The organism is Streptomyces sp. NPDC001530, from assembly GCF_042894545.1.
Lineage (GTDB): Bacteria > Actinomycetota > Actinomycetes > Streptomycetales > Streptomycetaceae > Streptomyces.
Window position 1 is genome coordinate 263,905 of sequence record NZ_JBIAVS010000004.1, and the last position, 13,574, is coordinate 277,478.

The 13,574-nt window shown below is 70.4% G+C and carries 13 protein-coding genes and 1 pseudogene; 9 read left to right on the forward strand and 5 right to left on the reverse strand.

The window, feature by feature from the left end; translation table 11 throughout:
• Positions 1–309 precede the first annotated feature (309 nt).
• Positions 310–1,050: an SLATT domain-containing protein gene (locus ACFY0T_RS09165; RefSeq protein WP_388866362.1), complete on the reverse strand. Its 741-nt coding sequence runs from the start codon at positions 1,048–1,050 to the stop codon at positions 310–312.
• 292 nt (positions 1,051–1,342) lie between these two features.
• Here ACFY0T_RS09165 and ACFY0T_RS09170 point away from each other — a divergent pair, with 292 nt between their 5' ends.
• The 3 genes from ACFY0T_RS09170 (at position 1,343) to ACFY0T_RS09180 (ending at position 3,017) form a co-directional block, all read left to right on the forward strand.
• Positions 1,343–1,687 carry a YbaB/EbfC family nucleoid-associated protein gene (locus ACFY0T_RS09170; protein WP_388866365.1) on the forward strand — a complete coding sequence of 115 codons (345 nt, stop codon included), beginning with the start codon at positions 1,343–1,345 and terminating at the stop codon, positions 1,685–1,687.
• Between the two features lie 78 nt (positions 1,688–1,765).
• Positions 1,766–2,365 (forward strand): recombination mediator RecR, encoded by a 600-nt coding sequence (gene recR, locus ACFY0T_RS09175; protein WP_388866368.1) that lies wholly within the window; start codon positions 1,766–1,768, stop codon positions 2,363–2,365.
• The gene (locus ACFY0T_RS09180; protein WP_388866371.1) at positions 2,358–3,017 is read left to right on the forward strand and encodes a DUF5063 domain-containing protein; all 660 of its coding nucleotides are present in this window, start codon (positions 2,358–2,360) and stop codon (positions 3,015–3,017) included. Before recR ends, ACFY0T_RS09180 begins: the two co-directional genes overlap by 8 nt.
• 4 nt (positions 3,018–3,021) lie before the next feature.
• Here ACFY0T_RS09180 and ACFY0T_RS09185 read toward each other — a convergent pair whose 3' ends face one another.
• Positions 3,022–3,546, reverse strand: coding sequence for a DUF3592 domain-containing protein (locus ACFY0T_RS09185; RefSeq protein WP_388866374.1), 525 nt, complete (start codon positions 3,544–3,546; stop codon positions 3,022–3,024).
• A 70-nt stretch (positions 3,547–3,616) separates the two neighbouring features.
• Positions 3,617–4,336, reverse strand: a complete 720-nt coding sequence (locus ACFY0T_RS09190; RefSeq protein WP_388866377.1) for a sulfite exporter TauE/SafE family protein — start codon at positions 4,334–4,336, stop codon at positions 3,617–3,619.
• Positions 4,337–4,552: 216 nt separating this feature from the next.
• Between ACFY0T_RS09190 and ACFY0T_RS09195 the strand changes: the two are divergent.
• The 6 genes and pseudogenes from ACFY0T_RS09195 to ACFY0T_RS09220 form a co-directional block, all read left to right on the forward strand.
• Positions 4,553–5,047: pseudogene (locus ACFY0T_RS09195) on the forward strand (SgcJ/EcaC family oxidoreductase); the annotation flags it as partial.
• A 172-nt stretch (positions 5,048–5,219) separates the two neighbouring features.
• Entirely contained in the window at positions 5,220–7,196 is a 1,977-nt protein-coding gene (locus tag ACFY0T_RS09200; protein WP_388866379.1) for a zinc ribbon domain-containing protein, read from the forward strand.
• A 426-nt stretch (positions 7,197–7,622) separates the two neighbouring features.
• Positions 7,623–8,900, forward strand: a complete 1,278-nt coding sequence (locus tag ACFY0T_RS09205; RefSeq protein WP_388866382.1) for an aspartate kinase — start codon at positions 7,623–7,625, stop codon at positions 8,898–8,900.
• Positions 8,901–8,943: 43 nt separating this feature from the next.
• The gene (locus tag ACFY0T_RS09210) at positions 8,944–10,014 is read left to right on the forward strand and encodes an aspartate-semialdehyde dehydrogenase (RefSeq protein WP_388866385.1); all 1,071 of its coding nucleotides are present in this window, start codon (positions 8,944–8,946) and stop codon (positions 10,012–10,014) included.
• 436 nt (positions 10,015–10,450) lie between these two features.
• On the forward strand, positions 10,451–11,026 hold the full coding sequence (locus ACFY0T_RS09215; RefSeq protein ID WP_189188804.1) for a SigE family RNA polymerase sigma factor: 576 nt from the start codon (positions 10,451–10,453) through the stop codon (positions 11,024–11,026).
• Positions 11,023–12,174, forward strand: a complete 1,152-nt coding sequence (locus tag ACFY0T_RS09220; RefSeq protein WP_388866388.1) for a hypothetical protein — start codon at positions 11,023–11,025, stop codon at positions 12,172–12,174. Before ACFY0T_RS09215 ends, ACFY0T_RS09220 begins: the two co-directional genes overlap by 4 nt.
• A gap of 70 nt (positions 12,175–12,244) precedes the next feature.
• Here ACFY0T_RS09220 and ACFY0T_RS09225 read toward each other — a convergent pair whose 3' ends face one another.
• Both ACFY0T_RS09225 and ACFY0T_RS09230 read right to left on the reverse strand, forming a co-directional pair.
• Positions 12,245–13,075, reverse strand: coding sequence for an SURF1 family protein (locus ACFY0T_RS09225; protein WP_388866391.1), 831 nt, complete (start codon positions 13,073–13,075; stop codon positions 12,245–12,247).
• A gap of 76 nt (positions 13,076–13,151) precedes the next feature.
• Complete coding sequence (locus ACFY0T_RS09230; RefSeq protein ID WP_388866394.1) at positions 13,152–13,526, reverse strand: nuclear transport factor 2 family protein; 375 nt, start codon at positions 13,524–13,526, stop codon at positions 13,152–13,154.
• Positions 13,527–13,574 lie beyond the last annotated feature (48 nt).

Here is a 13,574-nt window from a genome sequence, read left to right on the forward strand (position 1 = left end):
TGGGCGTAGTGGGTCCGCTCCCGTGAATCACGGAAGTTTTCCAACTCCCCTTCATCTGCTGACAGTTTCTGCCCCTCCTGGCCCCAGTTGACGCGTGCACGACGAGGCCTCCGATTCCAGCGGTACGCGGGTATGGGGCGGAGCCCCATGGGGGGCCAGGGTGAGGGTCCGGGGCAGGGGTCCAGGAGGCGGCAGCCCCCGGCGGGGGGCTGGGGCGGAGCCCCAGGTAGGGACGGGTAGGGGCGGAGGGGGCGAAAACCACTGCGGCCTGCACTCACGCTCACGCCGAGCACCCCGCCCCGGAAGCGGCTACCGAGGCTCCGGTGGCCGCTGGCGCGGCATGTTCGGTCGGGTTCCCGGAGGGAGCGATGCCCGCCCGGCCGGTGTGCCCTCGACCCGTGGGGTGCCCGCCAGCGAGGACTGGATCCCCAGCGGCGCGGACCCGGTCCGGAACTCCACCATCCAGTCCACGGTCTCGGCGCGGACCAACTCCGTCACGTCCTCGGAGAAGCGCCGCAGCACCCCCAGACACCGCTCCGTCGCCTCACTCGCCGTCCCCTCCGCCGGCCCGAGAACCTCCCGCACACTCTCGGAGGCCCAGTCGAACTGCAACACCAGCAGTCGCCGCTGCACGGCCTGTGCCGTGGCCACATCCCTTATCCACCCGGAGGTCACCCCGAAGAACCGGTCCCCCGCCACGCACGCGACCCCGATCAGCAGCGCCAGATACCCCCAGGGAGCGACCCCGCTCACCACCCCGGTGAGATCGAGCAACGGCAGCGCGGCCCCGGCCACCGCCCCCACCGCGGCCCCGCCCCGCAGTATCCGAGCCCCCCAGCGCTTCCACACCCGGTCCGCGAGATACCAGGACGCCGTGTCGAGCGCCCCCTGCTCCACCCACCGGTACAACTCGTGCAGCCGCTCCGCGGGCTCCCCCCAGTCCCCGAGCGGAAACGGCCGGCCGGTCAGGTCACCCGGCCGCAGCCTCGCCGCCCCGTCGCCCCGCCCGTCCTGGGGCGGCCCCTCGGGCTGCATCTCCGGCTGACTCACCCGGCACTCCCTACTGACGACGGTGATGACGTTGCGTGACGCCGTGTGACGCGTGGAGCAAAAGCGTATGGTGCAAAAGCGCCGCCCCCTTCCTACCGCCCAATGGGTGGCGATGGCCCGAGTTTCATGGCTTTTCCGCCCAGAAGAGGGTCTTGATCAGGTATATGCCTGCCGACCGTCTCACTCGAAAGAGTGCTTGGGCGACGGGCCCGCCAACCACGTAGGCTCGAGCTGGACAGGAAAACGGACGGGAAAACGGCTGCACAGCCGTACTCGAAACCAGGAGCTGATCGTGATTCCCGGTGGTGGCCAGCCCAACATGCAGCAGCTGCTCCAGCAGGCCCAGAAGATGCAACAGGACCTGGCGAACGCGCAGGAGGAGCTGGCGCGGACGGAGGTCGACGGCCAGGCGGGCGGCGGCCTGGTGAAGGCGACCGTGACGGGCTCCGGCGAGCTCCGCGCCCTGGTGATCGACCCGAAGGCGGTCGACCCCGACGACACCGAAACGCTCGCGGACCTGATCGTCGCGGCCGTCCAGGCGGCGAACGAGAACGCCCAGGCGCTGCAGCAGCAGAAGCTCGGCCCGCTCGCCCAGGGCCTCGGCGGCGGCAGCGGCATCCCCGGCCTGCCGTTCTGAGACCCCGGCCTGCCTTTCAAAGACAGGCGGCGGCCAACTACCGTACGTACTGAAAGATTCCAGGAAGGGCGGCAGTCCGTGTACGAAGGCGTGGTCCAGGACCTCATCGACGAGCTGGGGCGGCTGCCCGGCGTCGGTCCCAAGAGCGCGCAGCGGATCGCCTTCCACATCCTGCAGGCCGAGCCGACGGACGTCCGCCGTCTCGCACAGGCCCTCATGGAGGTCAAGGCGAAGGTCCGCTTCTGCGCGACCTGCGGCAATGTCGCGCAGGAGGAGCTGTGCAACATCTGCCGCGACCCGCGCCGCGACCTGTCGGTGATCTGTGTGGTGGAGGAGCCGAAGGACGTCATCGCGATCGAGCGCACCCGTGAGTTCCGGGGCAAGTACCACGTACTGGGTGGAGCGATCAGCCCCATCGAGGGCGTGGGCCCGGACGACCTGCGGATAAGGGAACTCCTCGCGCGCCTGGCCGATGGCACGGTCACCGAGCTCATCCTGGCCACGGACCCGAACCTGGAAGGCGAGGCCACGGCCACGTACCTCGCCCGCATGATCAAGCCCATGGGCCTCAAGGTCACCCGCCTGGCCAGCGGCCTCCCAGTGGGTGGCGACCTGGAATACGCGGATGAGGTCACGCTCGGCCGCGCCTTCGAGGGGAGACGACTCCTAGATGTCTGACGCCACGCTGCACGCGACCAGCCAGGACCCCGACGACTTCGTGGTCCAGATCGCGGACCAGGTAGAGAGCTTCCTGGTCGCCGTCACCGAGGTGGCCAAGGGCGACGAGCCGGACTCGGCCGTGCCCTTCCTCCTCCTGGAGGTCTCCCAGCTCCTCCTGGCCGGCGGCCGCCTCGGCGCGCACGAGGACATCGTTCCCGACGAGCGCTACGAGCCGGACCTCGGCCCGGAACCGGACGTCGACGAGCTGCGCGAACGCCTCGCGGTGATGCTGGAACCGGTCGACGTCTACTCCGAGGTCTTCGACCCGTACGAGCCCCGCAAGGCCCCCGTCCCTGCCCGTATCTCGGACGACCTGGCGGACGTCATCACGGATCTCCGCCACGGCATGGCCCACTACCGGGCGGGCCGCACCACGGAAGCCCTCTGGTGGTGGCAGTTCTCGTACTTCTCCAACTGGGGCTCCACCGCCTCCGCGACCCTGCGCGCCCTCCAGTCCGTGGTGGCTCACGTGCGGCTGAACCAGCCCCTGGAGGAGCTCGACGGCCTCGACACCGACCAGGACCTCGGCGAGGAAGCCCTCGCCGAGGAAGCGGGCAAGGTCATGGCGGAGGAGATCGCGGGCCCGCTGGGGCTGCGCAAGGTCAGGTAATCCGTCATCTCCCCGCACGCCGCGGCCACGCGGCGATGCCGCCGGTGATGCCCGCGCCGAGCAGAGCGAGCGCGACGGTCAGTGCGAGCCAGTGGTGTCGCGCCAGGTCGAGGACGCTCTGCTCCAGGGCGCCGACGGCCTGTGCCCGGTCCGGGTGCGCCGGGTCGTAGACGACCGTCGTCGCCACCCGGCCCTCGCGGTCCGGGGAGCCGTGCGGGACGTAGAGGGAGCCGCCGATCGTCTCCTCCGGCTCGCTGACGGGGTCGCCGGTGGCATCGGTGAAGTCGAGCCACACCGAGGACGTCTCGCAGCTCGTGCCGCGCCCCCCGGAGGAGAAGGCGGTGTCCAGGGTCGCATGGGCCGATGCGTGCCGCCCGTGGTGACGCAGTGCCGCCAACTCCGCTTCACCGTGGTGGAGTTGGCGCATCTGGCCCGCCAGAAGCAGACCGCCGATCAGTGCCACCGTCACCGCGGTCGCCGCCGGCCACCATCGCCGTGCCTGACCCCGCACGCCCTCAACTCCCTTCACTGGCATGCTCCTTGCGGCCATCGCCCCGGTCGGCACCGTAGTCGATGCCTTCCGGTCGCCGCGCATCCGCTCACAGCCCCCACAGCCCCTTGCCCAGCGTCGTGACCCCGCCGGTCAGCGCCAGCAGCAACACCAGCAGACGGGCCCGCTTCTCGGGGACGCGCTCCGCGAGCGCCCGGCCGGCCAGGGCGCCCACCACCATCCCCGTCACCACCAATCCCCAGCGCCCCTCGCCAAGATGGGGCACCCCGTTCGCGGCAACCGAGAAGGCGTTCACCACCACCCCGTAGAACTGCGCGTTCGGCACGAACTCCCGTACGGTCCAACCGGCGTTGGCGGCGTACAGGGAAATCGGCGGACCGCCGACCCCCGCGGCGGAGTTCATGAACCCGCCCGCCGCCCCCGCGGCCACCGCGCCTCGGGTCCCGCGCAGGGCCGGCACCCGCGCGCCCCGCATGACCAGCAGCACGGCGACGGTCACGAGCGCGCCCATGAACGCCAGCAGCGCGGGCTCCGGCAGTCGCCGGGCCAGCCACGCTCCCGCCGGGACCGTGCACGCCGCCGCCACGCACAGGGGCACCATCGCGCGCGGCCGTACTCTCCGCCATCCGCCCGCGAGCCCCACGACACTGATCGCCCCGGCGGCGCAGTTGGCGAGGACGACGCCCTCCGCCGGGCCGAGCAGCAGCACGAGCGCGGGCACCGCGACGAGCGCGAACCCCATCCCCGTGAGCCACTGCACGCAGGAGCCCACCAGCACGATGACACCCAGCAGCAACTCGCCTGTCATGCAGGGGCCTTGCCCCGGCCGGAGCCCTCGCACGCCACCCCGGCGCACCCGTAACCGACCCCTCACACCACGTGAGTTGGCCGGTTATTGGATCAGCCCTGCATGTCCCCTGGACGCCCCCTAACCGGTGCGACGCGAGGCTGGAGTCACTCCCACCGCAGAGCACACGGAGCACTGCGGGAGGGAGCATCCAGCCCCGACCGCACTGGAGTTGTCATGCAGCGTCCGTTCCGCACCCGCACCCGAGCCGCGATACTCACCGCCTCCGCCCTCGCCGTCGCCACCACCGTGGGCGTCGGAATCACCTCGGCCAGTGCGGAGCCCACGTCGAGCAAGCCCACCAAGGCGGAGATCGCCGCCCTCTTCGACGGCTGGAACGCGGCGCTGCAGACCGGTGACCCGGAGACGGTCGCGGACCGGTACGCGAGCGACGCCGTGCTCCTGCCCACCGCTTCGCCGAAGATCCGTACGACCCACGCCGAGATCGTCGACTACTTCGAGCACTTCCTGCAGAAGAAGCCGGTGGGCGAGAAGGTCAGGTCCGTCGTCAACGTCCTCGACAAGAACTCCGCCATCGACGCCGGCCTGTACGAGTTCCATGTCACCGACCCGAAGACCGGCGAGAAGAGCACGATCGAGGCCCGCTACACGTACAAGTACGAGAAGCGCGGCGACCAGTGGCTGATCGTCAACCACCACTCCGCTGTGCTGTCGAGCGAAGGCTCACGTGTTTCCTTAGGTATCCGTAGTGATTCGTCATCTGCTGGCGTCATGCGGTGTGTTCGGTGTCGGTGTCGTATGTGAGTGCAGGGATCGAATGCGTGACCTTCTTGTGGGGTGTGTCGTTGATCGGATGACAGCATCACGGACGGGGGAGGGGGCGGTGGTGAGCCGGAAGCTGCCGCTCGGCGAGGGTGAGACTGCCCGCACCGCCTGTGCCCGTGGTCTGCTGCGTACGGGGGTGGAGGAGAGGGGCGGCGAAGTCCTGTCGGCTGCTGTGCTGGCGGAGCAGGTGGGCTGGGCTGCCGATCTGGTGTCTGGCATGGCCGCCGCCTTGCTGGCCGAGCACTGGAATACCGCCGATGTGGACGTGCTGGCGCGCGGTGAGGACGGCGGGGGCCGCGCGCTGCCGTCGAACGCCTGGATGGCCCTGCGCCGCCTGGGCTGGACCGTCGGCCCGCGCGAGGGCATCCGCGTCAACGACCGCATCGTGCGCATCGCCCAGGAGACGGCCGGGCGCACACTGCGTTCGGTGAAGTGGCGTGCCGACCTGACCGCCGCGGTCATCGCGACCTGGCCCGCCGACCCCGCCAGGCGGACTGCTGGGGAGTGGGATGCGGTGCGGGAAGCGGTGCCCGGCGGGCGGTCTGTGCCCTCGAGCGTCATCAAGTCCCGTACCCGGCAGATCACCGCCTTCGTCAGCAAGCATGGCCGGATGCCGGCCGATGTGTTCGAGGTGGAGGCCGCGCCCCGGCTCGGGCGGATGCTGCTGCTGTCTGCTTGCGACGGGCAGCAGGCCACCATCGAACGCGCCGACGAGCCGGGCCGGGCGCTGCTGCGGGTGCAGCTGCCCACCCGTCCCGACCCGCGGTCCTACGCGGACTGGAGGTGGGTGGCCTGCCCGATTGCGCTGCCGCCGACGATCCCCGCGAACGCGGTGCTGCACCTGCCCACCCTGCGCCTCCGTCAGGGCCGGGTGCGGGCCGATCTCGCCTACACCCACCCCGTCCCGAAGACACAGCGCTCCGGGCATGTGGTCGCGCTGGGCGTGGACTGGGGCCTGAACACCCTGCTGTCCGCCGGAGCCGCCCGGCTGCACGACGACGGCACGATCACCGCCCTCGGGGCCGGGGCGATGTTCCGCGCCGCTGGAGTCCTTGCCAAACAGCACCGCCTGCGCCGTCAGGGCGAGCACCTGCACACCAAGGCCGGCCACTACGAGCGGCTCATCGGCGGGGCCGAAGAGCACCACCTGACCGGCAGGCACGCGGTGCTGGCCGACGAGATCCGGCACGTCTCCCACCGGCGGTCGAACCTCAACGACACGCTGGCCCGGGCCGCCGCCCGCTGGGCCGTCGACCAGGCCATCACCGCCGGGGCGAGCGTCATCTACGTCGAAGACCTCCGCTCGATGGAAGCCCGCGGCATGGGCCGCAGCATCAACACCCGCATGTCCCAGACGGTGCGCGGCCGGATCGTGGACCGTATGCGGCACCTGGCCGCGGAGGCCGGTATCGCCGTGGTCACCGTTCCGGCCAGAGGCACCTCCAAGCACTGCCCGCACTGCCTGGTGCCCTTGCGGCACTGCAAGGCCCCCGACCGGCCCACGACACCGGGCTGGAAATGGGCCGTGTGCGGCTCCTGCGGCTGGCAGGGCGACCGCGACCAAGGAGCGTGGCGGCGCATCGCCGCCCGCGGCCTCACCCACCAGACCAAAACCGTCACCGACCGCACCAGCGGGGCCATGGCGATCCGTGTGGTGGTGGACAGACTCGAAGCGGGCGCGGTCATCACAGCGTCCGCGCCGAAGACGAGCCGGACGGACCGGTCCAAGACCGGACCCACCCGGCACCGCACCACACGCCCCGCGCCCAGGCGACGCAGGGCACCCTCCCCCGCCAGACCCTCGGGTCCGGCGGGCCAGCGTCCGGAGGGACACGTTCACACGGACCGGCCCCGGCTGCCCCGCGCAGCCCACCGGTACCAGGGCGTGACGACGATCAGCACACCCACCACCAGCCGACACCGGCCACGAGGAGCAGCACTGGGCGCGGGCTTCCACCTGCACACCCACGCCACCCCTCCACGGTGGGCAGAACCCATGCCAGACACCACGACTTGCATAGGATCACTCAGCTAATCAGAGACGCTGATCGCCACGCACAGTCCGCCTCCCGGCGCGTCCTTAAGCGCCACCGTCCCGCCGTCGTCCGTCATCAGCTGCTTGACGATGGCGAGGCCGGAGCCGGAGCGCGGCGCGGCCCGATTCGGCGACCGGCTCGTCGTCTTCCACCAGGAGTACGCGCACAGGCGAACACTAGTGCTTGAAACTTAAGTCACGGTGGCCCCATGTGACACGGGGCACTTTCCGGAGTGGTCGGCGGGAGGGCGGGCAGGTGCCGCCTTGGAGCGGCCGGAGGGCCCGGCAGACCTGACGTCTCCGAAGTGATCACGTCGTGAGCGGGACATCTCACGATGCGATACTTCGGAAGGGAAATCCGGCCGCTCGTTAGACTGAGCCGACCGCAGTTGTGCGGTGCAGAGACGGACTGAGCGAGGAGCGCACGTGGGCCTTGTCGTGCAGAAGTACGGAGGCTCCTCCGTAGCCGATGCCGAGGGCATCAAGCGCGTCGCCAAGCGGATCGTGGAAGCGAAGAAGAACGGCCACCAGGTGGTCGTGGTCGTTTCCGCGATGGGCGACACGACGGACGAGCTGATCGATCTCGCCGAGCAGGTATCTCCGATGCCCAGCGGACGAGAGTTCGACATGCTGCTGACCGCCGGAGAGCGGATCTCCATGGCACTGCTGGCCATGGCGATCAAAAACCTGGGCCACAGCGCCCAGAGCTTCACCGGCAGCCAGGCAGGCGTCATCACCGACTCGGTCCACAACAAAGCCCGGATCATCGACGTCACGCCGGGCCGTATCCGTACGGCTCTCGACGAGGGCAACATCGCCATCGTCGCCGGCTTCCAGGGCGTCTCGCAGGACAAGAAGGACATCACCACGCTGGGGCGCGGCGGGTCCGACACGACGGCTGTCGCGCTCGCGGCCGCCCTCGACGCCGAGGTCTGCGAGATCTACACCGACGTGGACGGCGTGTTCACCGCCGACCCGCGCGTGGTGAAGAAGGCGAAGAAGATCGACTGGATCGCCTTCGAGGACATGCTGGAGCTCGCCGCCTCCGGCTCCAAGGTGCTGCTCCACCGCTGTGTGGAGTACGCCCGCCGCTACAACATCCCGATCCACGTGCGCTCGTCCTTCTCCGGACTGCAGGGCACCTGGGTCAGCAGCGAACCGATTCAGCAAGGGGACCAGAAGGTGGAGCAGGCCATCATCTCCGGTGTCGCTCACGACACCTCCGAGGCCAAGGTCACGGTCGTCGGCGTCCCGGACAAGCCGGGCGAGGCCGCCGCGATCTTCCGCGCCATCGCCGACGCCGAGATCAACATCGACATGGTCGTGCAGAACGTGTCCGCCGCCTCCACCGGCCTGACGGACATCTCCTTCACCCTCCCCAAGACCGAGGGCCGCAAGGCCATCGACGCCCTGGAGAAGGCGAAGAGCACGATCGGCTTCGAGTCGCTGCGCTACGACGACCAGATCGGCAAGATCTCCCTCGTCGGCGCGGGCATGAAGACCAACCCGGGCGTCACCGCCGGCTTCTTCGAGGCCCTCTCCGACGCCGGCGTGAACATCGAGCTGATCTCCACCTCCGAGATCCGCATCTCGGTCGTCACCCGCGCCGACGACGTTCCCGAGGCCGTGCGCGCGGTGCACACCGCCTTCGGCCTCGACTCCGCCAGCGACGAGGCCGTCGTCTACGGAGGCACCGGACGATGACCGTCCTTTCGCGCGGCGGCACCGGCCGCTAATGGCCCCCTCCATGGGACCGACGGGGTCCGTGGGACCGACGCTCGTGGTCGTGGGAGCGACCGGAGCCGTCGGCACGGTCATGCTCCAGATCCTGTCCCAGCACGCGGACATCTGGGGCGAGATCCGTCTGATCGCCTCGCCGCGCTCGGCCGGCCGCAAGCTGGCCGTGCGCGGCGAGGAGGTCGAGGTCGTGGCCCTGTCGGAGGAGGCCTTCGACGGGGTCGACGTCGCGATGTTCGACGTACCGGACGAGGTGGCCGCCCAGTGGGCGCCCATCGCCGCCGCCAAGGGCGCCGTCGTCGTCGACAACTCCGGCGCGTTCCGGATGGACCCGGACGTGCCCCTCGTCGTCCCCGAGGTCAATCCGCACGCGGCGCGCGTGCGCCCGCGCGGGATCATCTCCAACCCGAACTGCACGACCCTGTCCATGATCGTGGCCCTGGGCGCGCTGCACGCCGAGTTCGGGCTGCGCGAGCTGGTCGTGTCTTCGTACCAGGCGGTCAGCGGCGCGGGCCGTGCGGGCATCGACACCCTGCGCCGGCAGATGTCGCTCGTCGCCGGTACGGAACTGGGGACCAGCCCCGGTGACGTACGACGGGCCGTGGGCGACCGGACGGGGCCGTTCCCGGAGCCGGTGGCGCTGAACGTGGTGCCGTGGGCCGGGTCGCTCGCCGAGGACGGCTGGTCCTCGGAGGAGATGAAGGTACGGAACGAGTCACGCAAGATCCTCGGGCTCCCGGAGCTGAAGGTCGCCGTGACCTGCGTACGCGTCCCCGTCGTCACCACGCACTCCCTGACCGTGCACGCCCGCTTCCAGGGCGACGTCACCGTGGCGAAGGCGCGGGAGATCCTCGCCACCGCGCCCGGAGTCGTCCTGTTCGACAACCCCGCCGCCGGTGAGTTCCCCACGCCCGCCGACGTGGTGGGCACCGACCCGACCTGGGTGGGCCGGGTGCGCCGGGCGCTCGACGATTCGACGGCCCTCGAACTGTTTGTGTGCGGGGACAACCTGCGCAAGGGTGCCGCATTGAACACCGCCCAGATCGCGGAGTTGGTGGCGGCGGAGATCATCGGGGCGTAGGTTCTGCGTTCTGGCTGTCCGACAGCCGGAATCTTGGTGGCCGTCGCGGGATTCGTTTGTAGGATCTGTGTGAGTTCTGTGGTCAAGGCGATGGTCCGGACCACTTGAATCGACCCTGTTCGGTGTTTGAAGATTTTCCTCCCCGTCCTCCGCAACCGCGCGGAGGGCGGGGAGCGTCTTTGCGGTCGCCATTCAGGGGGCGGCCGGTGCGGTATGGCATATGGGGCATAGGGGATGAGCTGGTGCGCATGAGGGCATTTGACGCATTGTCAAACGGGGTGCCTGACGCAAAAGCGATGCCTGATGCGTACAACCCTCCTGGGGGGACGCGTGTCCAACTGGCGTGGCAGAGGTACTCGAATTCACCGCGGTCCAGACGAGGGGCACAGCCCTCCGTCCACCCCGCCGACTCCGCAGCCCCGGCACGCCCGGCGGCATGCCGGTGATCGCGCCCATGCCCGCAGCGCGGCCCGCCCGCATACCGAACCAGCGCGACGGCGCTGAGGACAGCCTGGCGGCGGGCACCACCGTCGACCATCTGACCGAGACCTACCGCGCCCACTACCGGTCGCTCCTGGGTCTCGCGGCACTCCTGCTCGACGACACCGCGTCCTGCGAGGACGTCGTCCAGGAGGCCTTCATCCGGGTGCACTCGGCGCGCAAACGCGTCCGCGACCCCGAGAAGACGCTCGCGTATCTGCGCCAGACCGTCGTGAACCTCTCGCGCTCCGCCCTGCGCCGGCGCATCCTCGGCCTCAAGCTCCTCTCGAAGCCGATGCCCGACATGGCGAGCGCCGAGGAAGGCGCCTACGACCAGTTGGAGCGTGACGCGCTGATCAAGGCGATGAAGGGCCTTCAGCGCCGCCAGCGCGAGGTCCTCGTCCTGCGCTACTTCGCGGACATGACCGAGGCCCAGGTCGCCGAGACGCTCGGAATATCGCTCGGCTCGGTGAAGGCGTACGGCTCGCGCGGCATCGCAGCGCTCCGTATCGCCATGGAGGCCCCGGCATGAGCGAGCGACGTGACACCCACGACCGACACGAGCCCTACGAGTGGCATGAGCCGATGGACCGGCACGAGCCCTACGAAGACGAGCACGAGCAGCATGCTGGGAACGGAACTGTGAACGACGGCCCCGACGGAAACCGCCCTGACGGCCAGGGCCCCGAGGGGCTCGGCTCGGACGAGCTGGCGCTGCGCCGGCTGCTGCACCAGGCCGTCCAGGAGATCGAGCCCACCGACGGCACCCTGGAGCACCTGCGCCGCGCGGTTCCGGCCAGACGAGCCCGCAAGCGCCAGGCCGTGGTCGGCATGGCGGCCGCCGCACTCTTCATCGGCACGGCCGTCCCCGCCTTCGTGCACGTCTCGAACTCCTCGGGGTCCAACGCCGACCCGTCCATAGCGGCCAACAGCTCACAGGCACAGGGCGGCGCGGGCGAGGGCAAGGGCCCGGACGGCGGCGACGGCAAGGCCGCGGGCGGCTCCGCCGGCACCTCCAAGGGCACGGGCAAGAACGACCAGAAGGACGAGCCGGACAAGGGCAAGGGCAGCGGCGGCGGCAGCAGCGGCACCACCACGGGCGGAGCCGACCCGACGGCCTCGGCCACGGCGGCGACCGCGTGTACGGCGGCCCAGCTCGGCGGGGCCACCGGCGCCATCGGCGACCCGGACTCCACCGGCGCGGTCTACGGCTCCTTCACCGTCTCGAACGTCTCCACGACCGCCTGTACGGTCACCGGCGCGGGCACCGTGAGCGCGACCGCGGAGGGTGCGGCGGACGCCAGCAAGATCGGCGTGGCGACCCATGTGGCGGGCGACGCGGCCACCGGGCTGCCCGACCCCTCCACGGAGGTCGCCTCCCTGCTGCTCCAGCCGGGCACCTCGTACGTGGTGAAGTTCGCCTGGGTGCCCTCGGAGACCTGTCCGACCACCTCGGAACCCTCGCCGGACCCGTCCCCCACGGAGGGCACCACCGACACCGGCGGCACCTCCACCGAAACCGGCGGCACCTCGCCCCAGCTGGTCACCGAGGACGGCGTGGCGGACGGCAGCGTCGTCATCTCGAACACGGCGGAGACGGGTGCGGCCACGGCGGCGGCGAAGGTGTCCAACGCGTGCGCGGGCACGGTGTATCACACGGGGATTCTGGCGGCTTCCTGAGCGGCGTCGCGCTTTCCGCCGTGAGGTGCCGTAAGGCGCCTCGGGTCGTGAACCCTAGGCGTCGTGAACCCTAGGCGGTGGGTGACGGTGACGCGGGGGTGTTCTCGTCCTCGGTCTGCTGCGCGGTCCGGTCCTCGGAGTCGTCCGGGGTCAGGCCCAGCGCCGCGTCCCGTGCGAACTCCACCTCGCGGCGCAGCAGTCGGAACCACATGAAGACGACGAAGCCCGCGAAGACGAACCACTCTCCGGTGTAGCCGAGGTTCTGGAACGCCTTCAGGTCCAGGCCGGAGTCCTGCGGGGCGGTAGCGGGCACCGCCTTCATCCCGCTGTCGGCCGTGGCGAGCGTGATCCACGCGGAATACACCTTGTACGGCACGAGGTTCACCAGCGACGCCGAGCTGATCGCGCCGGTCTGCCCCTCGGGAAGACCGCCGGCCGCACTGACGCCGTTCGACCCCGGGCTCTCGGACGCCTGGAGCGCACCCGTGACGGTGACCTCGCCGGTCGGCGCGGCCGGTGCCTTCGCCGGGTCCGCGTCACCGGGCAGCCAGCCCCGGACGACGGGCAGCGCCTTGCCGGTGTCGGTCCGCAGCATCGTCAGTACATAGAACCCGCGCTTGCCGTCCAGCTCGCGGTCGGGCACGAGCAGCTGCTCGCCGTACCGGCCGGTCGCGGTGGCCTGCCGGCCGGAGGTCTTCTTGTCCACGGGCAGCAACTCGGTGAGCGGACGGGCCGCCTCCGTCTTCGTCGAAGCGGCCTGCTCGCTCGCCGTCCGGTGGTCCTGCATCCGGTCCTCGAACCGCCCCAACTGCCATGAACCCATGAAGACGCAGAAGGGAATGGCGAGGAGCACGAAGACGTTGATCCCCCACCAGCGGGGCGTCAGCAGGAACCGGTACACGCCTCCCACGGTACGGGGCCGCCGCGTCGGGCCGGGCCGCGGGGTGGGTACGGTCCAGCACGGCTCGGCGTAGGGCTCAGTACCGCTCGACGAGGTGCTCGCGGCCCGCCGGGGGCTCATACGGCTCCGGCCAGAAGTCCGTCACCGTGACTATCCGCCCCTGCTCGTCCGCCGTGAAGAATGTGATCGCGTGCATCTCTTCCAGCCCCACGGTGAAGTGGGTCCAGGTGACGGCCTGACCGGGCTCGGCCACAACACGCTCGATCCGGACGTGCCAGTCGCCCGGATACTCGCGGTTGAACTGGAGGTACCTCTCCCTGCCGCTGATCCGCTCCCGCGTCTGCGGCAGGGTGTAGACGACGTCCTCGGCCAGTGTGTCCGCGAACCCGGTCCAGTCCCGGGCGTCGGCGGTGGCCCAGTAGCTCTCGACTGTCTTGCGCAGATCGGTCATGCGGCAAAGTCTGCGCCCCGCCACTGACAATCGGCCGGTTGTCCACAG